The following is a 24,112-nucleotide window of genomic DNA, read 5'->3' as shown; positions in this document are numbered from 1 at the left end:
GTGAAAATGTCGATGAACCCGTTTGACGAAATTGCCGTCGAACAGGCCATCCGCCTGAAGGAAGCGGGCCAGGCAGAGGAAGTCGTTGCTGTCTCCATCGGCGTCAAGCAAGCGCAGGAAACGCTGCGCACCGCGCTGGCGATGGGAGCGGATCGCGCGATCCTCGTCATCGCAACCGATGACGTCCACCAAGACATCGAACCACTGACCGTTGCCAAGATCCTGGAAAAAGTGGTCGAGGAAGAGCAGCCCGGTCTGGTGTTGTGCGGCAAACAAGCCATCGACAATGACATGAACGCCACCGGTCAGATGCTGTCTGCCCTAATGGGCTGGAGCCAGGCAACCTTCGCCTCCGAAGTCGAGATTGCCGGCAACAAAGCCAAGGTCACACGTGAAGTCGACGGTGGTCTGCAGACCATCGAGGTGAACATGCCGACCGTGATCTCGGTTGACCTGCGCCTCAACGAGCCGCGCTATGCATCGCTGCCCAACATCATGAAAGCCAAGAAAAAGCCGCTGGATGAGAAGACAGCCGCTGACTACGGCGTCGAGACCGCACCGCGGCTCGAGATCGTGAAAACGGCTGAGCCCGAAGCGCGTGCGGCAGGCATCAAGGTGGGCTCGGTCGAAGAGCTTGTGGCGAAACTCAAAGAAGCGGGGGCTGTGTGATGGCTGTTCTACTTCTCGCAGAGATCAATGACGGTGAACTGGCAATGGATGCGACCGCCAAGGCTGTCGCAGCCGCCAAGGCGCTTGGTGATGTCACCGTTCTGGCAACGGGCGCGACGTGTGCTGATGCGGCGGCATCGGCTGCCACCATCGATGGTGTGGCCAAGGTGCTGTGTGCTGAGGACGCGCTGTACGGTAAACGTCTGGCTGAGCCAGTAGCTGACCTGATCGTGTCCCTGTCTGGCGACTATGAGCACATCGTTGCACCCGCCACCACGGACGCCAAAAACATCATGCCCCGCGTCGCAGCGCTGCTGGATGCCATGGTGATTTCCGACGCAACGGCTGTGGTCGACGGAAACACATTCGAGCGGCCAATCTATGCAGGCAACGCGATCCAGACTGTGAAAGCAAGCGACGGCAAGAAGGTCATCACCTTCCGTACGTCGACGTTTGATGCAGCAGGCACAGGCGGTTCTGCATCGGTGGAAAACATCAATGCTGCGGCTAATCCAGCTCTGTCATCGTGGGTCGAAGACAAAGTCGCCGAAAGCGACCGCCCCGAACTGACATCCGCCGGTGTTGTTGTGTCCGGCGGCCGCGGTGTCGGGTCCGAAGACGACTTCGCTCTGATTGAGAAACTGGCCGACAAGCTCGGTGCCGCTGTTGGCGCATCCCGCGCCGCTGTGGACTCGGGCTATGCACCGAACGATTGGCAAGTCGGTCAAACCGGCAAGGTTGTGGCCCCTGACCTCTACGTTGCTGTCGGCATCTCTGGTGCGATCCAGCACTTGGCTGGCATGAAGGACTCCAAGGTCATCGTTGCCATCAACAAGGATGAAGAAGCACCCATCTTCCAGGTTGCAGACTACGGTTTGGTCGCAGACCTGTTTGATGCTGTGCCCGAGATGATCGAAAAGCTGTAAACAGGCATTTTCGGTAAGTTAGGAAGCCCGCCGCAGCCCAACGGCGGGCATTTTCGTTTCACTTCAAAACCGGAACAAGGGCCTTGGCGATTTCTTGGTGTGCCACTGGTCCCGGCATGGTGCGTGCCGCAGGTGCGTCCATTTCACTGAACACCATACCTTCCGTACCGGATTGCACCGCCTCTTCCGAAATGACTGTCTCTACATATTCAGTTGCGAGTTCGGACACTTTTGCAATCATCTCTCTAGAGACTAGCGCAAGGTCTGCCTCAAGATCATTTGCAGAACTTTCAGGCGTTTGACGTGCCGCCCACAGTAATACGGTCCGCCCAGGTATTTGGCTGAGCACCAACCGCATCCGCGCGACCCACGCAGTCTGCAACTCTTCCACCACCGCCTCGAAACGTTCTGGGGACAGAAGATACAACCGGTTCAACATGTGGTTGGTAAAGTTGAACTCTGCGAAATCGACCTCGCGATAAATTGCTCGCAACAGCGAGGATGCTTCAACAAACCGGTCATTGCGACGGGGATGCACCCGATAAAATCGGTTGGACATGTTTCGAGGGCTGGTGATTTGGATCACCGTTGTCTGCGCCATCCCCGACACCTTGCGCAAATACGGGTCTGTCGCGAAAACATCGACGCCGCCATTCAGCGATCCGAAATTCACGCATGTCATACCCATGGACTGTTCGACCAGATCAGGAAACGGTGTAGGCACGAATTTTCCGTATGTGATCGACCCGCCAAAAAAGGCAATGAATGGTCCATCCAACGACCGGCGCGGCCCGCGAAACAAGACTTTGGAATTGCCGTATCGACACGGCAAGTAATCGAGCCCACCCGGACCCAACGATTCAATACTCATGAGACCCACTCTCACTATTTACCCACGGCAACTGTGACATCAGTTTATTGAAGAAATCCTAACGAGGATGGGCATCATTGATACATCGCGTCCCCTTGCCCCCAACAGGTGCGTGACCATATGGTGCGGGAACGTGGCATGAGGTCGAAAATGGACATCAAGACGGTTGGAATTGTTGGCGCGGGTCAGATGGGGAACGGCATCGCGCATGTGATGTCTCTCGCCGGGTATGACGTCATGCTGAACGATATTTCGGGTGACGCCTTGGCGGCAGCCATGGCGACGATCGACCGGAACCTTGAACGGCAGGTGAGCCGCGAAAAAATCAGTGCGGACGACAAGTTATCGGCCATCGCACGTATTCAGACGACCCAAACGCTGACCGATCTGGGGCAAACCGATCTTGTGATCGAGGCAGCAACCGAGCGTGAAACTGTCAAGCAGGCGATATTCGAGGATTTGGTACCGCATCTGCAGCCTCACACCATCCTGACATCAAACACCTCATCCATCTCCATCACGCGTCTGGCCAGCCGCACCGACAGGCCCGAAAAGTTCATGGGCTTTCACTTCATGAACCCTGTCCCCGTGATGCAACTCGTCGAATTGATCAGGGGGATTGCAACAGATGCCGAAACCTTCGACGCCTGCGCCGCCGTCGTTGAAAAGCTCGGAAAAACGGCCGCCACGGCTGAGGACTTTCCCGCCTTTATCGTAAACCGCATCCTGATGCCGATGATCAACGAAGCGGTCTACACGCTTTATGAAGGGGTTGGCTCTGTCAAATCCATCGACTCTTCGATGAAACTGGGGGCAAACCACCCGATGGGGCCGCTGGAACTTGCAGATTTTATCGGGCTCGATACGTGTTTGGCCATCATGAACGTCCTCCACGATGGGCTTGCCGATACCAAATACCGCCCCTGCCCGCTGTTGACAAAATATGTTGAGGCCGGATGGCTGGGCCGCAAATCGCAACGTGGATTCTATGATTATCGCGGAGAGACGCCTGTTCCGACTCGGTAGCATTTTCTTGCAGGGAAAACGAACCGTCGTTTCCAAACTTCCTGCGGCGTCAGTCTTTAAGCGCCATTGTATGCTCGCGCAGCCAAGCCATGAAACCACGTGGGTCATCCTTGAAGCCGGTCACAACTTCTGGATCCAGCGGATGCCCCACGATGGGACCTTGCGGTTTGTTGCACGAGCGGACGATCTCGTGCAGTAGCAAGCCTTGTCGCAGCATAGGCGAAACCTTGTCCGCGATGTGGTAGGCGCGACTGTTTGCACCCGGAAAACGCATCGGAACCACAGTCGCACCGGAGCGGCGGATCAGCTGCGCCGTGAACACGTTCCATTCCGCCTCTATTGCCGGCCCCCACCACGTCTCTGAGGTGGCGACAACGCCCGACGGAAATAGGGCGACCACGCCTCCTTCCTTGAGATGAGCCATCGCCTTCGCCCGCATCTCAACCCCTTTGCGTTGTGCGTCAGGATCGTGAGGGAAAGGCACCGGTATCATGTAACTGCCGGCGACTTCATCAATGACAGTAAGTAAGGACCGGGTCAGAATGCGATAGTCCGGGCGCACGCGGCCAATGAGGTCTGCAAAGATCATTCCGTCGACCATCCCATGCGGGTGATTGGCGACAACAATCACCGGCCCTTCTTTAGGGATACGGTCCAACTGGTTTTGTGGCGTTGTAAGGTCGATGCCCATCACATCAAGACACGCGCGCCAAAAGGCTTGGCCAGACGGGGCGCCTCGCCGTTCGAACTTCCGGATCAGGCGCAGGATTGTCAGCTTACCAGTGAAGGCTTCCATCACGCGGATGAACGTGGCTTTCCACGGATCATCAAAGGTCGAAGCATAAGACAGGCTACGGCGGTCGTATGTATTGAAGGTAACCTGCTCGGTGTCAGGCTTTGTGACCTTCGTCATGTTATGTGTGCTATCGACCAAACGATCGTCACCTTCTATCGACGTTTGGACCTCTCAAGCCGTCATCGGCTCAGGCCTCTTCTCCGAACTTGTCAGCGATCAGCGCACTCACGGCATCCGCCAATGGCTCAGCATCCGGTCCGGACGTTTCAACGTCAATAAAACTTCCCATTGGCGCTGCCAACATCAAAAGCCCCATAATGCTGTCGCCTGATGCAGACATGCCATCCTGGGTCACCGTTGCACGGGCGTCGAACGCCTCAACCACTTCAACAAGTTTAGCAGACGCGCGAGCGTGCAAACCCTTTACATTCACAATTTCCAGCGTGCGGTGGATCATTTTCAGGTATCTGCGCCTATATTCTGGCTGTCGATATACTTTTTGCCGGCACTCAGGGCGGCCTGCACGGCATCCGTGACATGCATCTTACGGCTTTTTGCAAGTTTGATCAGCATCGGCAGGTTTGCACCGTAAAGGATGCGGCGGTTTTGCGGCTTGCAGGCCAACAAGCTGAGATTGGACGGGGAGCCGCCAAACAGATCGGTCACGACAACCACGCCATCACCTGCATCAACCTCATCGGCGGCAACGCAGATTTCGTCTTCCTTCGCCTTGCGATCATGGTCGGCTTCAATCGCGATAGCACGTACACCGGCCTGTTTGCCGACGACATGTTCTATTGCTCGCAGATACTCACCAGCGAGTCCGCCATGTGCGACAATCACAATCCCGATCAAGCTGATGCCTCTTCGCGTTTGCGGCGATCCAGTTCCCGATGCCGAATAGACACTTGCCAGCCAGCCTCTGCAAGGGCTGCCGCCAAGGTTTCCGCAATGGCAACCGACCGGTGTTGGCCACCCGTGCATCCGAACGCAACCGAGAGGTGAGATTTACCCTCCTCCAGCACACTTGGCAATTGCCACAGCAAAAGATCGCGCAAACGTGCTTCGAATTCGGCTGCGCGCGGATCAGCCCAGATGTGGCTTTTGACATCCGCGTTCAGACCGGTTTTGCTGCGCAACTCCGGCTCCCAATACGGGTTCTTCAGAAAACGGCAGTCAAAGACCATGTCAACTGAACGTGGCAGGCCACGCTTGTAACTGAAGCTTTGAACTGCCACCGCAAGTTGGCTTTGCTCCCCCGGTGAAAACCAATGCTCTACCTCTGCGCGCAGTTGATGCACGTTCAAGTCCGAAGTATCGAGCAGCACGTCCGCCCTTTCGCGTACGGGTGCCAGCAGTTCTTTTTCTCTTAGTATTCCTGCTTCGACCCGCCCCGCCTCTGCCAAGGGGTGCCTGCGGCGCGTTTCGGAAAACCGATTAAGGAGGACATCCATGCTGCAATCCAGATAGAGGAGCTCGGGCACCAACCCTGACACACCAGAAATTTGGCCAAGCGCATCGGTAATGGCAGTGCTTGAAAAGTCCCTGTTACGCGGATCAATACCGAGCGCCACTGGCTTGTCCGGCATGGGATCGTTCAGCAAGGCCCGTATCAGCCGAACGGGCATATTATCGATCGCCTCATACCCCAGATCTTCCAAGACGCGAATCGCGCTGGATCGCCCCGCACCGGAGGGACCAGTTACAAGTACAAGGCGGCGTGGCACGGTCATAGCGACGGTCATTCCGGATATCTAAGTCCGCCCTTGAGGTATCGCACAATCGCAGACGGCCAAGCAGGGCTATCCACCTTGTGAAGGCAAGGCAGCGTTTGGCCTAAAATCGTCTTGCTATGCGCATCGGGCAATCGTTTGGTTTCAGCTTGGTCCATATCAACAACAAGATGCAATCGGGCGCCTGTATTGTGTGCCCGTAGAATGCCGACACCTCGCGCTTCAATGAGACCCGCAATGCTTTCAGGCGCCCTCATGTGTACAGCTTTGTCGACCCGAGAAAGCATTGTCTGATCATCCGACACAAGCGTTGCACCCAATGCCATAAGTTGCAGCGCAAGGCTCGACTTACCGCTGCCAGATGCGCCAATGATCAAAACTCCTCGCCCATGTGCGGTAACGGCGCTCGCATGCAGACGCATGGAATGAGACATCAGAGATTAGACCGGCAGGCCGACGACGAAACGGGCCCCGAGCGGTTCCGACGTGATGTCCGCATCGGTCGGGCGAATATTCTCCGCCCAGATCACGCCGCCATGCGCCTCAACAATCTGTTTCGAAATGGCGAGGCCAAGGCCGGAGTTGTTGCCGAAATGCTCTTCCGGGCGCTGGGAATAGAAGCGCTTGAAAATCTTTGTGAGCGCCTGATCTGGGATCCCTGGACCGGTATCTTCGACAACAACGAGAACCCGGTTTTCCCGCTTGCGGGCCCAGACACGGATCGCATCGCCGTCTTCACAGAACGAAATGGCGTTCGTGATCAGGTTGACGAAGACTTGCGCCAGCCGTGCCTCCAAACCCTGTACTTCGATGGGGTGTGCCGGCAGATCAGTAATGAACTCGATCCCTTTGCTCCGGGCATCTTCACCCAGATATTGGCCCAGATTTCCAAGCATCTGCAAGAGGTTGAATGGTTCTTCCTCTTCCTTGACCAGTTCACTGTCAAGGCGCGACGCATTCGAGATGTCGCTTACAAGACGGTCAAGGCGCCGAACATCATGATCAATCACGTCCAGCAGTTTTTCGCGCTGATCGTCGCGCTTAACCATGCGGAGTGTGCCCACCGCCGACCTAAGGGACGCGAGTGGGTTTTTGATTTCGTGCGCGACGTCTGCGGCAAACTGTTCGTTGCCATCAATCCGATTGTAGAGCGCTGCAATCATACCTCGCAACGCACCTGACAGGCGACCGATCTCATCCGGGCGTGCCGTAAGATCCGGAATACGAATGCGTCCGGGGTTGACCTTACGTGCGTTCTTATCGCGCCCCAGTTCCGCAGCCGTGGCAAGGTCAGCCAGTGGATTGGCGATCGTCGATGCCAACACCAGGCTAAGGCCAATGGACACGAGCGTCGCGATTACAAACATCTGCAAGACACGTTCGCGTTCTCCACGCACCAGCGCGTCGATCTCGCCCGATGCGCTGGTCAGCGCGATCACACCTACGGCGGCTCCATCATGCTGAATCGGAGTTACAACGCTGAACACAGCACCACCCGCAACAGTCAGGCTTTCACTGATTTGGGTGTCGCCCGTCATGCTACGCGCCACCAATGGGCGCAATTGGTCTTCGGTAGATGCTGGTGCGGCTGCTTCAGGCCCAGAAAATGGGCGGGACACCAGACGCCAGAGCCAACTTAGCCCATCCGTCAGAACAGCGACATTTTCAGTCTCGGTTACCTGATTGGCGAGTGGCGCCAAGGTGCCCTCGCTTTGCCCAACAAGGACTTCCGACGCATCGAATACATAAACCTCATGGCCTGTACGCAGATCCAGCTGAGCCAACGTGTCCGGAACATTTGCCCCGTCGCCAGTCGCAAGGTTAACCGGTGCGCCGACTGGAAGTTGCGCTTCCAGTACATCAGCGATCAGCTCTGCTTGCGCTACAAGTGCAGACAGCCTTTGAACCGCCAGGCTCTCACGGGTTGAATTCAGATACAGAATGCCCGCAACAAGAACGTTGAGGGCGATGAGGTTAAAGGTAATGATTTTGCGGGCCAGGGGTGAGGCCCGCAAAGACATCAGGCCGCGTCGTGCACGCCCATCCCGCAACTCAGTCGCACCGGATGTTTCCGGTGCAACCCAGTCTTCGCCCAGAACAACGTCACCATCCCGGGAAGCAGGGGAGCTCATGTCGCGCACGATTATCCTCTCGGCCTACGTTTTCTAAACGCGCCTCTTATTCTTCGTTGTAACGATACCCGATGCCATACAACGTCTCAATCGCCGAGAATTCATTGTCGGCACTGCGCATCTTCTTGCGCAAGCGTTTGATGTGACTGTCGATCGTGCGGTCGTCAACATAGACCTGATCGTCATATGCGACATCCATCAGCTGATCGCGCGATTTCACGAAACCAGGCCGCTGCGCCAAGGCTTGCAGCAGAAGGAATTCGGTCACGGTCAGTGATACATCCTTGCCCTTCCAGGCCACGGCGTGACGCAGGGGATCCATCCGTAGATCACCACGCTCCATCACTTTCGTCTCTTCCGTGTCGCCGACGACGTCACCTGCAACCGCATCCTGCCGGCGCAAAAGCGCGCGGATACGTTCAACCAGCAAGCGCTGTGAAAACGGTTTCTTGACGTAGTCATCTGCCCCCATACGCAGACCGAGCACTTCGTCAATCTCATCATCCTTGGACGTCAGGAAGATGACGGGCATCGTGGTTTTCTGCCGCAATCGTTGCAGCAGATCCATGCCGTCCATACGCGGCATTTTGATGTCCAGCACCGCCATATCCGGTAAACGCTTGTTAAAAGCGTCAAGCGCGGCCTGACCATCATTATACGTTTCGACCTCGAACCCTTCAGCCTCGAGCGTCATGGACACCGACGTCAGAATATTCCGGTCGTCGTCCACCAATGCAATCTTGGACATTGCCTGTTTCCTTGTACTGCTCGTATTTATTGATTTTTTTGGGCATTCTCTCGATTTCGACCCTCCGAATCAATCCATAAGTGCGAATCACGCCCCGAATGGGCCTAAGACTGGCCAGAAAGTGGTTAGGAATGGCTAAATTGCCGCACATTCCCGTGTCGAGTGCATGTCGTTGAGTCACTGTTTGCGCAACCGGTCGTCATGGTGGCGCTAACCTTGGCCGCAGGCCTATTCATCAAGTAAATCCACGTGTTAAGACGCCGGAACAGGCTGGCAAGACGTCGGTTCTGGGCCTTTTGGCTGTCCTCTGACCCAACAAAGCCGCCCAGCGGCATCAGGAGAGTTCATATGACATTTGGACGGGTAAACCCGCAGTTCCGCCTCGAAGATCAAGGGATCGAAGGGCTGGGCGATGTCTACTACAACCTGATCGAACCAGCCCTCATCGAGCGCGCGCTTGAACGCAAAGAGGGCACTTTGGGCAAGGGCGGTGCGTTCCTTGTCACCACCGGCAAGTTCACGGGTCGGTCGCCCAAAGACAAACACGTGGTCAAAACAGACAGCGTGGCGGACAGTATCTGGTGGGAAAACAATGCTGCAATGTCGCCCGAAGGGTTTGATGCCCTCTACAACGACATGCTCGAGTACATGAAGGGCCGTGAATACTTCGTACAAGATCTGACCGGTGGTGCTGATCCCAGCTATTCCATCAACGTACGCATGGTCACCGAACTTGCATGGCATGGCTTGTTCATTCGCCACATGCTGCGCCGCCCTGACGCGGACGATCTGAAAGACTTTATCGCGGATTTCACCGTCATCAACTGCCCTTCCTTCCAGGCGAACCCTGAGCGTCACAATTGCCGGTCCGAAACCGTCATCGCGATGAACTTTGACCGCAAGATGATCCTGATCGGTGGCACCGAATATGCGGGCGAAAACAAGAAATCGGTGTTCACGCTGCTGAACTACCTCCTGCCGGATCGGGGCGTGATGCCTATGCACTGTTCCGCGAACCATGCGCAGGGCAACCCGGTTGATACCGCCATCTTCTTCGGACTGTCCGGCACGGGCAAGACGACGTTGTCCGCTGACCCAGGTCGGGTGCTGATCGGCGACGATGAGCATGGCTGGTCAGATCGCGGTACGTTCAACTTTGAGGGTGGCTGCTATGCCAAAACTATCAACCTGAGTGCAGAGGCCGAACCCGAGATCTACGCAACGACCGAAAAATTCGGCACGGTGATCGAGAACATGGTGTTCGATCCGGAAACCAAAGAACTGGATTTCGAAGACGACAGTCTGACTGCAAACATGCGCTGTGCGTATCCGCTGCACTACATATCTAATGCATCATCCAGCGCCCTTGGCGGTCATCCGAAGAACATCATCATGCTGACATGCGATGCGTTTGGTGTATTACCTCCCATCGCCCGTTTGACACCTGCACAGGCCATGTACCACTTCCTTTCTGGCTTTACGTCAAAGGTGGCGGGGACAGAACGCGGCGTGACCGAGCCCGAACCCACATTCTCGACATGCTTCGGTGCACCGTTCATGCCGCGCCGCCCGGAGGCGTATGGCAAGTTGCTGCAAGAGAAGATTGCCAAACATGGCGCAACGTGTTGGCTGGTCAACACAGGTTGGACGGGCGGAGCTTACGGAACGGGCAGCCGTATGCCGATTCGTGCAACGCGCGCTCTTCTTACAGCCGCTCTGGACGGCACCTTGGCCAAGGGCGAATTCCGCAAGGACCCGAATTTCGGGTTCGATGTGCCAGTATCAGTGCCCGGTGTAGCGGACATTCTGTTGGATCCACGCCGCACCTGGGACGACGCCGTAGCCTATGACCGGCAGGCGACAAAACTTGTGGACATGTTCTCGAGCAACTTCGAGCAATACCTGCCCCACATAGATGATGACGTGAAAGCCGCCGCCATCAGCTAAGGATGTGACCCGGGGCCTATGCGGCCTCGGGGACAACGTCCGAAAGCGGAATATCGAGCAGGTATTCCAAATCTTCTCTGCTATTGTATGCAAGGAATGTATCGATGGGTGCGTCGCGCCCATCGACGACCCATTTCAGCACGCTGGGTTCAAGATGCAGATAGCCGATGCGCGCTCCGAAGCCTTTGTATGCGACCACGTTGAGGATGAAGCCGTAGATCCAGTCCGGATCCCACCGCTGCATCATCTCCAGCATACCCGTACGTCCCAGTACGGGCGCAAGACCGACGCCACGATACTTACCGCGTTCCGGCGCGACCCAGAACTCTCCATGATAGGCCGCCATACCGCCAATCCGATGGGTGCCTGGCGTCGCACGAAAACGCGACCGAGCCAGATCAACGCCCTTCAAGGGTGGAGGAAACGCACGGAACTGGCGGAGAAGGTAGCTACTGAGCGGTTTGCCAGACAGGCGGACGCGTTTGGCTGCCTGGGTATGAATTAGTTCCCCATCTTCGTTTCGGCCGGTCAGCCAGAATGCGTTGGAGTGGTTCAAGTCATGAAGTTCGGGATCGAAGGGTGCGCCAAGTTTCTGCATCAGCCGCTCTGCAGCAACGATATCTTTGTATTCGTCAAAGTCTGTGCCGATCGTCAGAGTGATCCCCTGTGAGATCAAGATATTGCGGCTTGTCGCAATGAACGGCGCCGCGTTTCCAGGGAATTGAATGGTCATAAAAGTCTCTCCTTTGACGCACTTACGCCAAAGCTAAGACAATTTCTGTCAAATTACCCCAAAAAACTCGCTAAAAAATTGTAAATCGATTCAGGTGGTCATTGCAGCCATCCTTTCGAACTTCGCGTTCGCCGGATCAAAGTCGGGTTGGGTAATATCGGTCATGGCGGCGCGCTGAACCTCGTCCAACGCAGCTATCTTGACGTTGATAGTTGGGACCACCAGCGTCATGACAGCCGAGGACCGGTCCGGAAAAAATCCAGCCATCATAAGGCGTTGGTAAGCCATCGTCACTTGGCTTTCGTCATTTCCCTTGGGCATCCGAGTGTAAACGTGATCCAGCCGTGCCATCTGTGTTGTTTGAATATCCAGAAAAGACTGATCCAGCATACGGCCAAATTCTTCGCCGGCTGGTAGCCGGGCGATCGGTCGGCCAATACTCGAACGAGCGTAATCCAGCCCAAACCAATTCACGTATGCCGAGAGATTTCCGAACTCCACGCAAATCCAACCCGAATCAGAATTGCGATAAACCATGAGATGTGGACGCACATGAGACAGATTTGGGCTCTCAATCTCGCCCGAGGCCATGACCCATGCGCGATAGGTCTCACGCAGTAGCACGGACTCGTCTGTCCATATGTCTCCAATCGGTCGCTGCTGTTGGTAAAAAACCCAGTCTCCTTGGTGGGCTTGGAGATACTGAAGTGCACCGCGCATACCGGTCTGACCCCGCGACCACACTTTGGCATGCATAAGAAGCTCTCGCGCTTCCGGCAGCGCGGCTTCCCCTGCTTCGGTCAGCTCGTAGCGCCGGTCTTTCGTCCGAAAAAGCTCCTCACCACGCATCTCTTCAAGCTGCGAAATATGGCGACGAACCGTTTGACGCGTGCTGTTCAGTCTTGTCACGGCATGGGATAGGTTCAGCGTTTCCGCCAGCGTCGTGAACGAGCGGATCATCTCGAACAGCAGGGGCTGGTTCAACTCAGTCAAATTTGGCGTCGGCGCATTCAAATGCTTACTCGATGTATGATCAACAACACATCCATGTTAAACAAATCATACATTAATGCAACATTTACGTGTGGTTTTGGGTGTAAATCTACTCAATTGAACCAATGCGTGTACTAGGCGATCAATCTCCAAGAACAACCGGAGGTAATCAGTCATGTCGCATCCCGTCGACGTACACGTTGGTAAACGCTTGAAACAGATCCGCACCCTGCGTCGGATGTCCCAAACAGATGTTGCAAAGCGCCTGGAGCTGTCTTTTCAGCAAATCCAGAAGTACGAGATCGGTTCGAACCGAATCGCCGCAAGCCGTCTGTTTGAACTGTCGCGCATCCTGGACGTACCTACATCCTACTTCTTTGAAGGGTTGGCGGACGCAGGCACAACGGCAGCACCACGCAGTGACCGCGGACTTGATATCGTGAACGCACTCGCAGCGATCGAAGATGACAAGATCAAGTCGCGCATCGTCACGTTCATCGAAGATGTGTCCGGACTGACTGTCGCGCGCCGCGCTTCCTAAACGCATTGTAAGACGGCATTTCATCAAGCCATTTAATAGTACATTTTCAGTATTCGTTTCGGATCGGCTTGCCTATCGGCAGTCGGTCCGAATTTTTTTGGTGGGGGGGTGCGCGCGCAAAAAATCTGAAGCCGCCGCAGAGGATTAAGGCGACGATCCATGTGATTCGACCCACCGAATTCGATCAAGAAAATCGTACTTTGGCGGGGTAACCATCAATGGTAGTGTTTCCCATCAACCATCGGGTTGATCTTGATCGTGTTTTCTTCAAACTCGTTGCTGCACTGCAGTATAGTGCCACGCAATATTTGAACAAATAGCCGCACCAAAATGAATATTTGTTGCGCTGCACCTGCAAACTAGTTAAGCGGTGACGACGCGGAAAATGAGGAGCTATGCGATGGCACATGACGGACAGGATATGGGAGCGGTGACGCCAGTTTTGCTCGATGATTTGCTCGCGCTGACCAGCGCTGCACTCAAACCGGTTGAACAGATAACAGAGCTTGCGCGGACACGCCTGCGCGAACAGCTCAGCATTGATGGGCGAGTGTCTGGCGCGCTCGTTGAAAAACATCAGACCGCTGCCCACGGTCTCGCTTGGCTGGCGACATACTGCGAATCGCTTCGGCAGATGCAGAAATGGGCTGAAGCTGTGAGCGCACAGTCCAAATTCGGCGAAGTCGAAGCGTTGATCCACCAGATCGCCTTTGGCGAATACCTTTGGCAAATCTACGGCGGCATCCAGATGAACCAGGGCGAAGTGCTGCGCCTGCAAGACTTGGGTCTGTCGCAGGACGATATGCGCGGGATGATGGAACCTGCCATTCAAACGCTCACACAAAACGGAAACACCCAAGCCGCGCGCATCCGTCTCGTCGAATTGATGCAGGAACGCAGCGCCGAAATCACGGTTGGAGCCTCTGGTCTCGACGAAGAGCTTGAGATGATTCGCGAGCAGTTCCGTCGCTATGCCGTCGAAAAGGTCGAACCCTTTGCCCATGACTGGCACCTCAAGGACGAATTGATCCCGATGGAGGTGATCGAAGAACTTGCCGAGATGGGCGTCTTCGGCCTGACCATCCCCGAAGAGTATGGTGGCTTCGGTTTGTCGAAAGCATCGATGTGCGTCGTCTCAGAAGAACTAAGCCGTGGCTACATCGGTGTCGGCTCGCTCGGCACCCGGTCCGAGATTGCAGCCGAGTTGATCATTGCCGGCGGCACCGAAGAACAGAAACAGAAGTGGTTGCCGCAACTGGCCAGCGCCGAAACGCTGCCCACAGCCGTGTTCACCGAGCCCAACACCGGCTCTGATCTCGGCAGCTTGCGCACCCGCGCCGTCAAAGATGACAACGGTGACTACAAGATCACGGGCAACAAGACCTGGATCACCCACGCCACCCGCACACAAGTGATGACACTTCTGGCGCGCACCGATCCGAACACTACGGACTACAAAGGGCTGTCGATGTTCCTGGCCGAAAAGACGCCCGGCACCGAAGACAATCCGTTCCCGACCGAAGGCATGACGGGTGGAGAGATCGAAGTGCTCGGCTACCGGGGCATGAAGGAATACGAGCTGGGTTTCGACAACTTCAATGTGAAGGGCGAAAACCTGCTGGGCGGCGAAGAGGGCAAGGGCTTCAAACAGCTCATGGAGACGTTCGAATCTGCGCGCATCCAGACGGCTGCCCGCGCCATCGGTGTGGCGCAATCGGCCCTCGATATCTCGATGCAATACGCACTGGACCGCAAACAGTTCGGCAAGGCTCTGATTAATTTCCCCCGCGTCGCTAACAAGCTCGCGATGATGGCCGTCGAAATCATGGTGGCGCGGCAACTGACCTACTTCTCGGCCTTCGAAAAGGATGAGGGACGCCGCTGCGATGTCGAAGCGGGTATGGCGAAACTGCTTGGCGCGCGCGTAGCCTGGTCTGCGGCAGACAATGGTCTGCAAATCCATGGCGGCAACGGCTTTGCGCTTGAGTACAAGATTTCCCGCGTTCTCTGTGACGCACGCATCCTGAACATCTTTGAAGGAGCGGCAGAAATTCAGGCCCAGGTCATCGCACGCAGGCTTCTTGGCTAGAATACAGCGGGATCGAGCAACCGGGCGGCTGCGGGACATGTGTTGACGATCGCCAGATTGACGATGGGCTGAAAAACATCAAGCTGGCGGCATGCTCACATTTGCCGCCGCTGTCTTCTTTCTCATCATAACGCCTGGCCCCGGCGTTTTGTCTGCCGCGGGTGTTGGTGCAGCCTATGGGGTACGCTCCGGCCTGCGCTATGTACTCGGCCTGTTCATCGGCAACAATCTGGTCATCCTAGCCGTCATCACGGGCATCGCGGCGCTCATTCTGGCCAATCCAGTTGTCCGAACGTTTCTCTTTGCCCTCTCTACAGCTTACCTGCTCTACTTAGCGGGCCGCATCGCTTTTGCCGGCTCCAAACTTGCCTTCGCACCAGCAACCACCGAACCCGGCGTGCTGAATGGAGTGTTGTTGCAACCCATAAATCCCAAGGCCTACGCCGTTAACACGGCCTTGTTCTCCGGCTTTGCGCTGATGCCCGACGCCATAGTGGCCGAGGCATTTTTGAAACTGTTGATCGTGAATGCGATCTGGGTGCCCATTCATATGATCTGGGTTTGGTTCGGCTTTCGACTAAAGCAACTTGACCTGGCGGCTCACATGCAGCGGCGCATCAATTATGCCATGGCAGCGTCAATGCTTCTGGTGGTTGGACTGGCCCTGATGGCCGAGAGCTGACGCTCCAGCATCGCCGGTCCCTGCTCGCATGATAGGCAAATTCATTCGCCGCGTGTGCGGCAAAACGCTCATACCGCAAGTTGAAGCGTCTTTCGCTTGCACCCCCGCATACCCGCACGTATCGCAAGGCTATGGCTAAAGCTCCCCTCTCCCCCGCTGCCTGGATTGACGCCGGGCTGGAACAGCTCACAGCCCAAGGGCCACTGGCCCTACGGGCAGAACCACTTTCACGCCACCTGAAAACGTCAAAGGGTTCATTTTACTGGCATTTCAAAGACGTACCGGCTTTTCAGAAGGCATTGCTTGCCGAATGGAAATCCCGTGCTCTGAACACCTTGAAGGAAGACAGCGCTCAGAACGGCACTGCCACCGACAAGATGATCCGCTTCGGACAAAGTGTTCAGGAAGACACCGCTGGTCCAGCGCTTCGCGCTTGGGCGCAGCAGGACAAAGCAGTCGCAAAGGCTCTGTCCGAAGTCGACAAGACACGCTTGGCAAGGCTGACCGATTTGATGTCCGACATCGGTGTCACGAACGAAGAGTTTTCCAAGGCGGCCTATGGCTCTCTCGTCGGTTTGAAGCAAATGCATTCAGATGATGGCGACGCGTTGGTGGCCTTTGCCGCGCTTGTTGATCTGGTGATGGCCCTTAAATGATCCGTGCTGCCGCGCTGACGCTGCTTGCGTCTATCCCCGCCTGTCAGGCGGATGAAACGGTTGCGCGGTACGGTGCAGCAGATCGACTGTGGGAACTCCAAAGCCTGAACGGAACCGCATTGCCCACCCCTGCCACGCTCGAATTCGAAGCGGGCGGACTGGTGTCAGGCCAAGCGCCTTGCAACACGTTCAGTGCAAAAAACACGGTGCCGTATCCCTGGTTCGAGCTGACGCCGATTGTATCAACCGATCTTGCCTGCCCCACGCTCGATGCTGAGATACTTTACCTTGATACTCTGGCGCGCATGACTCAATCCGAGGTGCGCGAAGGCACATTGTTTCTGCGCAACGATGACGGTGACGAAATGGTATTTATAACGTCCGACTGAACGCATCGACAAAACGCGCGCGTGCTTCAGGCAGTTGTTTAGACCGCAAATCGGGCGCCAGATGGTGCGTCAAAAAATACCCCGTTGTCACCAAGCCCTGCGCAATCTCCGCATCCGGGGCTTCACCCTCGCGGCGTAGCACCGGGGGCAGCGGCAACAATCGGTCTGCCCATTCACCTGCAGCAGTCTTGGACACCGCCCGCCCGGACTTGGGTGAGACATAGATCAGCCCTTCGGTTGCACCGGTCACGGCACAGGCGGTCAAATCCAACCCAAACCCCATCTCTTCCAGCAGCGCCAGTTCCCACTGCAGGTAGGCCAGCGGCCACAGCTCGTCCTGCCCCAACAGATCCAACAGCGCTTCGGTTCTGCGATAAAGCGGGCCATGCGCTTCACGTTCCGGCAAGCAAAAGACAAGTAGGCCGGTAACGGCATTCAGCCCCGCCAAAGCCAACCGATTGCCCATGACAAGGGCCGCACGGCTGCGCACCGGCTCAACTGCAAATGTTCCGATATGGTCTTCCAAACGCGCACGCCATGTCACGTCCAACTGCGCGCCGGGTTGCAGGATCGGAGCAATCTTGCGGCTTGTGCCACCACGCACGATCCCCGCATGGCGACCCCGATCCTCGGTAAAGACATCAATGATGGCGCTGGTTTCTCCGTGGCGGCGCACGCTCAGCAATATGCCCGTGCCGCGCCACTCCATCTCAGGCCAACCCGTCCTGGTCCAGCAAGTGACGGCCCGCGCGATCCTCGACCTCGATCACCCAAAGGTCCGGATCAAACCCACGCTGCCGGGCAACCGCCGCATCTACATCGACTTCGGCACCAGAAGACAACTCTGCCCAGACGCGTGTGTCAGACATGAGGTCAAAAGAGCGTTGGTACAGCACCGCCTGACCATCCAGCGTGTTCAGCTTCACCAGCACAGCCCCGCCCGTGTCATCCCCATGGGCAACGACAAACCCGGGAATATCTGCAAAACGCAACCGCGCCAGATAGGCATCCACCCAGAACCGTGATGTCAGCTTGGGTGCCACGTCCTCAACTTCCCTGTTTCAGAAAAATCCTCCGCGAAGGGTCGGTTGGCATATGTCTCAGGCGTTGCCATCTTTGAAATCCAAGCCCATCTGGTCGTAGCGTTCGGCCTCGTCCAACCATTTCTCGCGCACTTTGACCTGCAGGAACAAGTGCACCTTGCGGCCCAGAAACTCGGCCAATTCCTCCCGCGACGCCTTGCTCACCGCCTTGATGGTCTCACCGCGATGCCCCAGCACGATACCCTTGTGTCCGTCGCGGCTGACATAGATGATCTGGTCCACCTTGGCCGACCCGTCCTTGCGCTCTTCCCACGCTTCCGTCTCGACCGTCAGCTGATAAGGCAGTTCCTGATGCAAGCGCAGGGTCAGCTTTTCGCGGGTCATCTCGGCGGCGATCATGCGCATTGGCAGATCAGCAATCTGATCCTCCGGATACAGCCACGGTCCCTCGGGAACTTGCCCAGCCAGCCACTGACGCAGCGCATCCACGCCATGCCCCTTCTCTGCCGAGATCATGAAGGTTTCCGCGAAATCAAACCGCTCATTCAGATCTTTGGTCAGGCCCAGTAGAACGGGCGCTTCAACCCGATCAATCTTGTTGATGGCTAGGGCTACGGTGCGCCCCTGCCCGATCTCGGACATGCCATCCAGAATGCGCTCGACACCAGCCGTCACGCCACGGTGTGCTTCGACCATCAGCACCACCACATCAGCATCGGCAGCCCCGCCCCAGGCGGCAGCGACCATTGCGCGATCCAGACGGCGGCGCGGCTGGAACAGACCAGGGGTGTCGACAAAGACGATTTGGCTGTCCCCTTCCATCGCCACCCCACGAATGCGGGCGCGTGTGGTCTGCACCTTGTGGGTGACAATGCTGACCTTGGCACCAACCATGGTGTTCAGCAGGGTGGACTTGCCCGCATTGGGTTCTCCAATCAGGGCGACAAAGCCGGCGCGGGTGGTCATGCCAATCCCTCCAGTTCCTGCAAGAGGGCTTGCGCGGCCGCTTGCTGTGCTTCGCGCTTCGATCCGGCGGTGGCCGTGGCTTCGGCCCCCGTGGACAGACGTGCGGCAATGGTGAAAATCGGTTGATGATCCGGTCCCGAGCGACCGGTCTCAATATATTGTGGCGGCGTCAGACCGCGAGCCTGCGCCCATTCCTGCAGGGCAGTCTTGGCATCGCGCGCATCCGCATCGACCCGGGCGATCCGATCCCCCCAAAGGCGCAGGATCAGCGCTTTAGCAGCATCAAATCCCGCGTCGAGATAAACAGCCGCAATCACCGCTTCGACCGCATCGCCCAAAAGTGCCTGCTTGCGCCGACCGCCAGAGAGCATCTCGGACCGGCCCAATCGCAGCACGGCCCCCAGATCGACATCGCGGGCAACGTCAGCGCAGGTCTCCTTCCGCACCAAAGCATTTAAACGCGGGGCCAACGCCCCCTCGGCCGCCCCTGGATCGGCTTCAAGCAACGCTTGCGCCATCACGAGGCCCAAGACCCTATCCCCTAGAAATTCCAGACGCTGATTGTCCGACCGAGTGGGGGAAGACATCGACGCATGGGTCACCGCCTCCACCAGCAAATCAGGCGTGGCAAAGCGGTGCCCGATCCGGCCTTCAAAGGCCGTCAGTTCGGCTGCCAGTTTCACTCGATTCCCTTGAAGTAGCGATCGCTGCGCCACGTCCAGAAGAACAGCATCGACCGACCGGCGGACGAGAACATAACGCGGTCCGCGCGGCCAATCAGGTTTTCGAACGGCACATAGCCAACACCGCCCGCGACCTGTGCCAAACGGCTGTCCGACGAGTTGTCCCGGTTATCACCCATAAAGAAATAGTGGCCTTCCGGAACACGGTAGACAGGCGTGTTGTCAGACTGCTGCACGCCGACGTTCAACACCAGATGCTGTTCCCCATTGGGGAAGGTCTCCAGGAAACGGGATTTCGTGCAATCCGCCCCCTGCCCCACGGCACCGCTTTCGCAGCGCGGCAGCAATCCCTGTGGACCTTGGCGATCGAAAACTTCTGTGAACGTTCCGGCTGGTTCTTGCGGCACAGGCTCACCATTCAGAATGATCTGACCATCGCGCACCTGCACAGTGTCACCCGGCAGGCCAATAACCCGCTTAATGAAGTCCGCGCCCGAAACCGGATGACGGAAAACCACAACATCGCCGCGCTCGGGCTCACCTGCCCAGATGCGGTCATCCCCCATGAAGCCGCACAGCTTCTGCGCATCCAGACCAATCGCCGGGATCGATGGGCAAGACGCATAGGAATAGCCATAGGCCATCTTGTTCACGAACAGGAAATCACCAATCAGCAATGTCTCTTTCATCGACCCGGACGGAATCCAGAACGGCTGGAAAAACAGTGTGCGGAACACGCCTGCAATCAGCAGCGCGTATACAATGGTCTTGATCGTCTCGATCACGCTGTTTTGAGACTTTTCCTTGGCGTCCATTGCGCGCTCCTTCGGGGTCGGTTCAGGGCTACATGCGGGCGCGGCCCGAAGGTGTCAAGGCGCAGGCTCAGATTGTATCGGGCGGGCTTCAATGACCACAAATGCCTGCGCCCACGGATGATCGTCGGTCAACGTCACATGGATGATCGCCTCATGCCCGGACGGGGTCATTTCCGCCAACCTCTCGGCGGCCCAGCCCGTGACATGCATCACCGGTTGACCGGTCCTCAGGTTGCTGACAGCCATATCTTTCCAAGAAATTCCCATACGAAGGCCGGTGCCGAGCGCCTTCGAACAGGCCTCCTTGGCCGCCCAACGCTTGGCATAGGTGCCTGGTGTGTCTGCGCGCCGCTCGGCCTTGGCCTGTTCGATGTCTGTGAACACGCGATTACGAAACCGATCCCCGAACCGTTCCAGAGTGCCTGCAATGCGGTCGATATTGGCCAGATCGGTGCCGACGCCCAGGATCATTGCAACCGCGCCGTCAGAATCTTGTAGCTCGCAAACCCGAAAAAGCCCGCAAAGGCCAGTTCGAACCAGCGCCGCGCCTTACGATAGGCAGCCACAACCCGCACGCTTGAAAACAACAACGCATAGCCAATGAAAATCAGGATCGAACCCGCGTAAAGGTACGCGAAACACTGATAAACGGCCGCTGGCTGTGCATCAGCGGGCAAGGCAATGGCATAGATCGAACCCCAGCTCAGGATCGCCTTGGGGTTGGTAATGTGAATAGCCGCCCCTTTCAGAAACAGACTGCGCGCCGAGCCCGAAAATGGGGTGCCGACAGGGGTATCCCCACCATGCCAGGCGCCCTTCAACGCTTTGAACGCCAGCCACGACAGATAAGCAACGCCCGCGTAGCGGATGATTTCAAAGACCCAGATATGGGCCAGCATGATGGCTGACAGGCCGAATGCCGCGGCAATGCCCCAACTCGCAGACCCGGCAAGGATTCCCAAAGCAAACGCAAGCGCAGAGGGGCGCCCGGCAGACATGGCGGTGCCCGCAATCCCCATGGTGGCTGGGCCCGGCGATCCACCGGCAAGCAGCCACGCAATCCAAATGGCAGCAAATTCAGGACCCATCGAACACTCCTTGATTGGTGGCCTCGGGCACGTTTCTGCAACGCACGCCAAACAAGATCATGCGGGGGCCTCGATATCAAAGACAAGGATACCGCCCCCGCCGCCCTCACAAAGGTCGACAAGGCGTCCACCCAACTCTTGATGTTCGGGGTCTACAGCATAGGCTGCCAATGCCTCTGCATTCTCAGCATCCAGCGTGAAACCGTAAGGGTATTCCGGCGTCTTGTTTTCATAGTCGCGATTCGGACCGGCCCGGAACCCGGAACATCCATCTAATCGCCGCACCAGATCCTCAAGATCCAGCATGATCTTGTCCAGTTCAGCCGTATCAGCCTTGGGTGACAGACGCAGAAACACACAGTGGCGGATCATCAACAGGTCCCCTCTCTTCCGGCCCAACTTCGGTCAATTCAACCGCTGCGCTGTCCGAGATGCAAGGTTGACTCGCCAGCGCACCGGCATGGTCGGGCAGCAGCGCGGTTCATTCGGCCCCAGCATGATTGTCGTAAGGTCTACGTGGCCTGAAGCAAACACAGCGTCGCGTGGCGATTGGCCAAATAGGCCCTCGACCGGGCCAACAAATCCCCAACCGGCGGTGGTTCGCTGATACAGGCCAACCGCGATCGACGTGCTTCCGGCTGAGCCGGGGACGTACTCGTAAACAACACCCAGCGCCCGTGTTGCCGTGGTCGGGTCCGCTTGATCCGGCAGCCAAAAAGACGCCTCCGCTGTACCCGAAGCTGTCAATGTCGAGAACAACAGCCTGTCGAGATTGGGCCAAGCGCTCTGTTGGGCCGTTGCCGGGGTGACAACTACGTTCAAGGCCACCGCAACGATGAATGCCGCGACCCGTATCATGTGCCTGTCACCCGCGCCTCGTCCATGAGGCGGCGCATTTTACGAATGGCCGGATCCAGGCCCAGAAAAATGGCCTCACCAATCAGGAAATGCCCGATGTTCAGCTCCATCACCTCGGGAAAAGCAGCGACCGGAGACACGGTTTCATAGGTCAGACCATGGCCCACATGCACCTCTAGGCCCAGCGAATGCGCGAAACTCGACATTTCCCGCATCGCCTCCAATTCACGGTTGCGGTCCTCAATGCGCCCCTCGTGATGCGCGTCGCAATAGGCACCCGAGTGCAACTCAATCACTTGCGCACCGATACGATGCGCCGCCTCGATCTGACGCTTGTCAGCCGCGATGAAGATCGACACCCGGCAGCCAGCCTCGCGCAGCGGCGCAATGAAATGCGCCAGACGGTTTTCTTCCCGCGCAACCTCCAGCCCCCCTTCCGTTGTCCGCTCCTCGCGTTTTTCAGGCACGATACAGACCGCATGCGGTTTATGGCGTAACGCGATGGACTGCATTTCTTCGGTCGCAGCCATCTCGAAGTTCAATGGCACAGACAAAACGTCCATCAGCCCTTCAATATCAGCATCGGAAATATGCCTGCGATCTTCGCGCAGGTGGGCCGTGATCCCATCCGCGCCTGCCACCTCTGCCAGCTTTGCCGCGCGCAGCGGGTCGGGCGTATCGCCACCGCGCGCATTGCGCACCGTGGCCACGTGGTCGATATTCACACCAAGGCGAAGTTTTCCCAGCGGGGCTTTCATCGGCATAGTCCTTCCAATGTCTTCGCGATCAACCTAGTGTGGAAGCAAATGCCTGAACATACGGACAAAGCCGGAAAATTGTACCAAGTGGTCAGTCGGTTTTTGGCTTCGCAGCGGCAGCCTTGTTCGCGGCCTTCGCCTTCAAGGCTTCGAACTTGGCCTTGATCGCGCCCTTCCGCCGCTTCTGATATGCACGAATGACGGGGACAGAGACATAGTAGCAGATGGTTGCTGCAATGATGCCGGGAATAATGCCACCAATCAGGTAGGGAAAGAAAATCTCATCATAAAAGATGCTCAGCTTGGTCCAATCGCGCGGCTCTCCCATCAGCACGTGCTTCAGGTTCAGCCACAGGTCGGACCCCGCATCTGCGAACTTGCCGCCAAAGGACCGCTCCGTCTCTTCCTTCATCTCCGCCCCAAGCAGCCAGTGACCCGTCTGCAACGACACCACTCCAATCGGAACGTAGGTAAGCGGGTTGCCGAAGAAAGTCGCCATCAGCGAAGCGACGATATTCCCACGCATGGCGGTGGCTATGATTGCAGCGATAAAGAAGTGTAAGCCGTAGAACGGAGTAAATGTCGTGAATACGCCTGCCCAAATACCACGTGCGATTTTCTCTGGCCGATCAGGCAATCTACGGACACGGTGTTTGACATACTGAAACGCGCGGCTCCACCCGCCGCGCGGCCAGAGGAATTCCAGCACGGCGCGTAGAAACGGCTTGGGGTCGCGGCGCTTGAACACCAATGTCTTGTCGCCCTTCGTTGCGCCTTACCCTGCGACCATCGTTTGCCCGGCTGGTGGCTCGGGGCGACGGAAGCGGTCAATGGCAGCCACATCACTCTCTGCTTGGAGCGCCACCATCAGCGTATGCAGATGCTGGGCGTCCCGAAGCTCTACGTAGACCATCAATCTAAAGAAGTCAGGTTTACGATCCACGAATTCGAGATTTGAAATATTGGCCTT

At 57.0% G+C, this 24,112-nt stretch carries 31 protein-coding genes; 9 read left to right on the top strand and 22 right to left on the bottom strand.

Going from position 1 to position 24,112, the window contains the following annotated elements; all coding sequences use genetic code 11:
- Nucleotides 1–669 (top strand): electron transfer flavoprotein subunit beta/FixA family protein (locus AC6RA8_RS12145; RefSeq protein WP_500353015.1); only part of this gene is annotated, 669 nt, incomplete at its 5' end.
- Nucleotides 669–1,595 carry an electron transfer flavoprotein subunit alpha/FixB family protein gene (locus tag AC6RA8_RS12140; RefSeq protein WP_500353014.1) on the top strand — a complete coding sequence of 309 codons (927 nt, stop codon included), beginning with the start codon at nt 669–671 and terminating at the stop codon, nt 1,593–1,595. The genes AC6RA8_RS12145 and AC6RA8_RS12140, both read left to right, overlap by 1 nt.
- A 58-nt stretch (nt 1,596–1,653) precedes the next feature.
- On the opposite strand, the gene AC6RA8_RS12135 is transcribed toward AC6RA8_RS12140, so the two are convergent.
- A complete protein-coding gene (locus AC6RA8_RS12135; RefSeq protein ID WP_500353013.1) occupies nt 1,654–2,466 on the bottom strand; it encodes a DUF6473 family protein in 813 nt (270 codons plus the stop codon).
- Between the two features lie 150 nt (nt 2,467–2,616).
- On the opposite strand from AC6RA8_RS12135, the gene AC6RA8_RS12130 reads away from it, so the two are divergent.
- Complete coding sequence (locus AC6RA8_RS12130; RefSeq protein WP_500353012.1) at nt 2,617–3,492, top strand: 3-hydroxybutyryl-CoA dehydrogenase; 876 nt, start codon at nt 2,617–2,619, stop codon at nt 3,490–3,492.
- Nucleotides 3,493–3,541: 49 nt separating this feature from the next.
- Here AC6RA8_RS12130 and AC6RA8_RS12125 read toward each other — a convergent pair whose 3' ends face one another.
- The 7 genes from AC6RA8_RS12125 to AC6RA8_RS12095 all read right to left on the bottom strand — a co-directional run bounded on the left by AC6RA8_RS12125 (nt 3,542) and on the right by AC6RA8_RS12095 (nt 8,901).
- Nucleotides 3,542–4,405, bottom strand: coding sequence for a lysophospholipid acyltransferase family protein (locus AC6RA8_RS12125; protein ID WP_500353011.1), 864 nt, complete (start codon nt 4,403–4,405; stop codon nt 3,542–3,544).
- A gap of 70 nt (nt 4,406–4,475) precedes the next feature.
- A complete protein-coding gene (locus AC6RA8_RS12120; RefSeq protein WP_500353010.1) occupies nt 4,476–4,745 on the bottom strand; it encodes an HPr family phosphocarrier protein in 270 nt (89 codons plus the stop codon).
- A gap of 2 nt (nt 4,746–4,747) precedes the next feature.
- Entirely contained in the window at nt 4,748–5,143 is a 396-nt protein-coding gene (locus AC6RA8_RS12115; protein ID WP_299208269.1) for a PTS sugar transporter subunit IIA, read from the bottom strand.
- A complete protein-coding gene (gene rapZ, locus AC6RA8_RS12110; protein ID WP_500353009.1) occupies nt 5,140–6,033 on the bottom strand; it encodes an RNase adapter RapZ in 894 nt (297 codons plus the stop codon). The genes AC6RA8_RS12115 and rapZ overlap by 4 nt, the downstream gene beginning before the upstream one ends.
- On the bottom strand, nt 6,030–6,443 hold the full coding sequence (locus tag AC6RA8_RS12105; RefSeq protein WP_500353008.1) for an HPr kinase/phosphorylase: 414 nt from the start codon (nt 6,441–6,443) through the stop codon (nt 6,030–6,032). The genes rapZ and AC6RA8_RS12105 overlap by 4 nt, the downstream gene beginning before the upstream one ends.
- Before the next feature lie 18 nt (nt 6,444–6,461).
- Entirely contained in the window at nt 6,462–8,153 is a 1,692-nt protein-coding gene (locus AC6RA8_RS12100) for a sensor N-terminal transmembrane domain-containing protein (RefSeq protein ID WP_500353007.1), read from the bottom strand.
- A gap of 46 nt (nt 8,154–8,199) precedes the next feature.
- Nucleotides 8,200–8,901 carry a response regulator transcription factor gene (locus tag AC6RA8_RS12095; RefSeq protein ID WP_189368259.1) on the bottom strand — a complete coding sequence of 234 codons (702 nt, stop codon included), beginning with the start codon at nt 8,899–8,901 and terminating at the stop codon, nt 8,200–8,202.
- A 348-nt stretch (nt 8,902–9,249) separates the two neighbouring features.
- Between AC6RA8_RS12095 and AC6RA8_RS12090 the strand changes: the two genes are divergently transcribed.
- Nucleotides 9,250–10,848 (top strand): phosphoenolpyruvate carboxykinase, encoded by a 1,599-nt coding sequence (locus AC6RA8_RS12090; RefSeq protein ID WP_500353006.1) that lies wholly within the window; start codon nt 9,250–9,252, stop codon nt 10,846–10,848.
- A 16-nt stretch (nt 10,849–10,864) separates the two neighbouring features.
- Here the strand turns inward: AC6RA8_RS12090 and AC6RA8_RS12085 are convergent, their stop codons facing one another.
- Together AC6RA8_RS12085 and AC6RA8_RS12080 are read right to left on the bottom strand one after the other, a co-directional pair.
- Entirely contained in the window at nt 10,865–11,581 is a 717-nt protein-coding gene (locus AC6RA8_RS12085) for a hypothetical protein (RefSeq protein ID WP_500353005.1), read from the bottom strand.
- Between the two features lie 90 nt (nt 11,582–11,671).
- Nucleotides 11,672–12,574, bottom strand: a complete 903-nt coding sequence (locus AC6RA8_RS12080; RefSeq protein WP_500353004.1) for a LysR family transcriptional regulator — start codon at nt 12,572–12,574, stop codon at nt 11,672–11,674.
- A gap of 175 nt (nt 12,575–12,749) precedes the next feature.
- Here AC6RA8_RS12080 and AC6RA8_RS12075 point away from each other — a divergent pair, with 175 nt between their 5' ends.
- The 5 genes from AC6RA8_RS12075 to AC6RA8_RS12055 all read left to right on the top strand — a co-directional run bounded on the left by AC6RA8_RS12075 (nt 12,750) and on the right by AC6RA8_RS12055 (nt 16,931).
- Nucleotides 12,750–13,115: a helix-turn-helix domain-containing protein gene (locus AC6RA8_RS12075; RefSeq protein WP_500353003.1), complete on the top strand. Its 366-nt coding sequence runs from the start codon at nt 12,750–12,752 to the stop codon at nt 13,113–13,115.
- A gap of 400 nt (nt 13,116–13,515) precedes the next feature.
- Entirely contained in the window at nt 13,516–15,204 is a 1,689-nt protein-coding gene (locus AC6RA8_RS12070; protein ID WP_500353002.1) for an acyl-CoA dehydrogenase family protein, read from the top strand.
- Nucleotides 15,205–15,295: 91 nt separating this feature from the next.
- A complete protein-coding gene (locus tag AC6RA8_RS12065; RefSeq protein WP_500353001.1) occupies nt 15,296–15,886 on the top strand; it encodes a LysE family translocator in 591 nt (196 codons plus the stop codon).
- A 131-nt stretch (nt 15,887–16,017) separates the two neighbouring features.
- A complete protein-coding gene (locus AC6RA8_RS12060) occupies nt 16,018–16,542 on the top strand; it encodes a TetR/AcrR family transcriptional regulator (protein WP_500353000.1) in 525 nt (174 codons plus the stop codon).
- Nucleotides 16,539–16,931, top strand: coding sequence for an META domain-containing protein (locus AC6RA8_RS12055; protein WP_500352999.1), 393 nt, complete (start codon nt 16,539–16,541; stop codon nt 16,929–16,931). Before AC6RA8_RS12060 ends, AC6RA8_RS12055 begins: the two co-directional genes overlap by 4 nt.
- On the opposite strand, the gene recO is transcribed toward AC6RA8_RS12055, so the two are convergent.
- From recO to AC6RA8_RS11995, 12 genes are all read right to left on the bottom strand, one after another.
- Nucleotides 16,915–17,640 carry a DNA repair protein RecO gene (gene recO, locus AC6RA8_RS12050; protein WP_500352998.1) on the bottom strand — a complete coding sequence of 242 codons (726 nt, stop codon included), beginning with the start codon at nt 17,638–17,640 and terminating at the stop codon, nt 16,915–16,917. The two genes, AC6RA8_RS12055 and recO, sit on opposite strands and share 17 nt — an antisense overlap.
- Before the next feature lies 1 nt (nt 17,641).
- The gene (locus tag AC6RA8_RS12045; RefSeq protein ID WP_500352997.1) at nt 17,642–17,974 is read right to left on the bottom strand and encodes a DUF1491 family protein; all 333 of its coding nucleotides are present in this window, start codon (nt 17,972–17,974) and stop codon (nt 17,642–17,644) included.
- A 57-nt stretch (nt 17,975–18,031) separates the two neighbouring features.
- A complete protein-coding gene (gene era / locus AC6RA8_RS12040; RefSeq protein ID WP_500352996.1) occupies nt 18,032–18,940 on the bottom strand; it encodes a GTPase Era in 909 nt (302 codons plus the stop codon).
- Nucleotides 18,937–19,623: a ribonuclease III gene (gene rnc / locus AC6RA8_RS12035; protein WP_500352995.1), complete on the bottom strand. Its 687-nt coding sequence runs from the start codon at nt 19,621–19,623 to the stop codon at nt 18,937–18,939. Before rnc ends, era begins: the two co-directional genes overlap by 4 nt.
- Nucleotides 19,620–20,438, bottom strand: a complete 819-nt coding sequence (gene lepB, locus AC6RA8_RS12030) for a signal peptidase I (protein ID WP_500352994.1) — start codon at nt 20,436–20,438, stop codon at nt 19,620–19,622. Before lepB ends, rnc begins: the two co-directional genes overlap by 4 nt.
- 54 nt (nt 20,439–20,492) lie before the next feature.
- Nucleotides 20,493–20,909, bottom strand: coding sequence for a holo-ACP synthase (gene acpS / locus AC6RA8_RS12025; protein ID WP_500352993.1), 417 nt, complete (start codon nt 20,907–20,909; stop codon nt 20,493–20,495).
- Nucleotides 20,906–21,526 carry a LysE family translocator gene (locus AC6RA8_RS12020; protein WP_500352992.1) on the bottom strand — a complete coding sequence of 207 codons (621 nt, stop codon included), beginning with the start codon at nt 21,524–21,526 and terminating at the stop codon, nt 20,906–20,908. Before AC6RA8_RS12020 ends, acpS begins: the two co-directional genes overlap by 4 nt.
- A 57-nt stretch (nt 21,527–21,583) precedes the next feature.
- Nucleotides 21,584–21,898: a Dabb family protein gene (locus AC6RA8_RS12015; protein ID WP_500352991.1), complete on the bottom strand. Its 315-nt coding sequence runs from the start codon at nt 21,896–21,898 to the stop codon at nt 21,584–21,586.
- A gap of 33 nt (nt 21,899–21,931) precedes the next feature.
- Nucleotides 21,932–22,384 (bottom strand): hypothetical protein, encoded by a 453-nt coding sequence (locus tag AC6RA8_RS12010; RefSeq protein ID WP_500352990.1) that lies wholly within the window; start codon nt 22,382–22,384, stop codon nt 21,932–21,934.
- Entirely contained in the window at nt 22,381–23,142 is a 762-nt protein-coding gene (locus AC6RA8_RS12005) for a pyridoxine 5'-phosphate synthase (protein ID WP_500352989.1), read from the bottom strand. The genes AC6RA8_RS12010 and AC6RA8_RS12005 overlap by 4 nt, the downstream gene beginning before the upstream one ends.
- A gap of 91 nt (nt 23,143–23,233) precedes the next feature.
- Nucleotides 23,234–23,893 carry a DUF2062 domain-containing protein gene (locus AC6RA8_RS12000; RefSeq protein WP_500352988.1) on the bottom strand — a complete coding sequence of 220 codons (660 nt, stop codon included), beginning with the start codon at nt 23,891–23,893 and terminating at the stop codon, nt 23,234–23,236.
- 24 nt (nt 23,894–23,917) lie between these two features.
- Nucleotides 23,918–24,112, bottom strand: a 195-nt coding sequence (locus tag AC6RA8_RS11995; RefSeq protein WP_500352987.1) for an ACT domain-containing protein, incomplete at its 5' end; no start/stop codon positions are given.

It is taken from the genome of Tateyamaria sp. (assembly GCF_059783535.1).
This window is presented reverse-complemented; position numbering and strand designations above follow the sequence as displayed.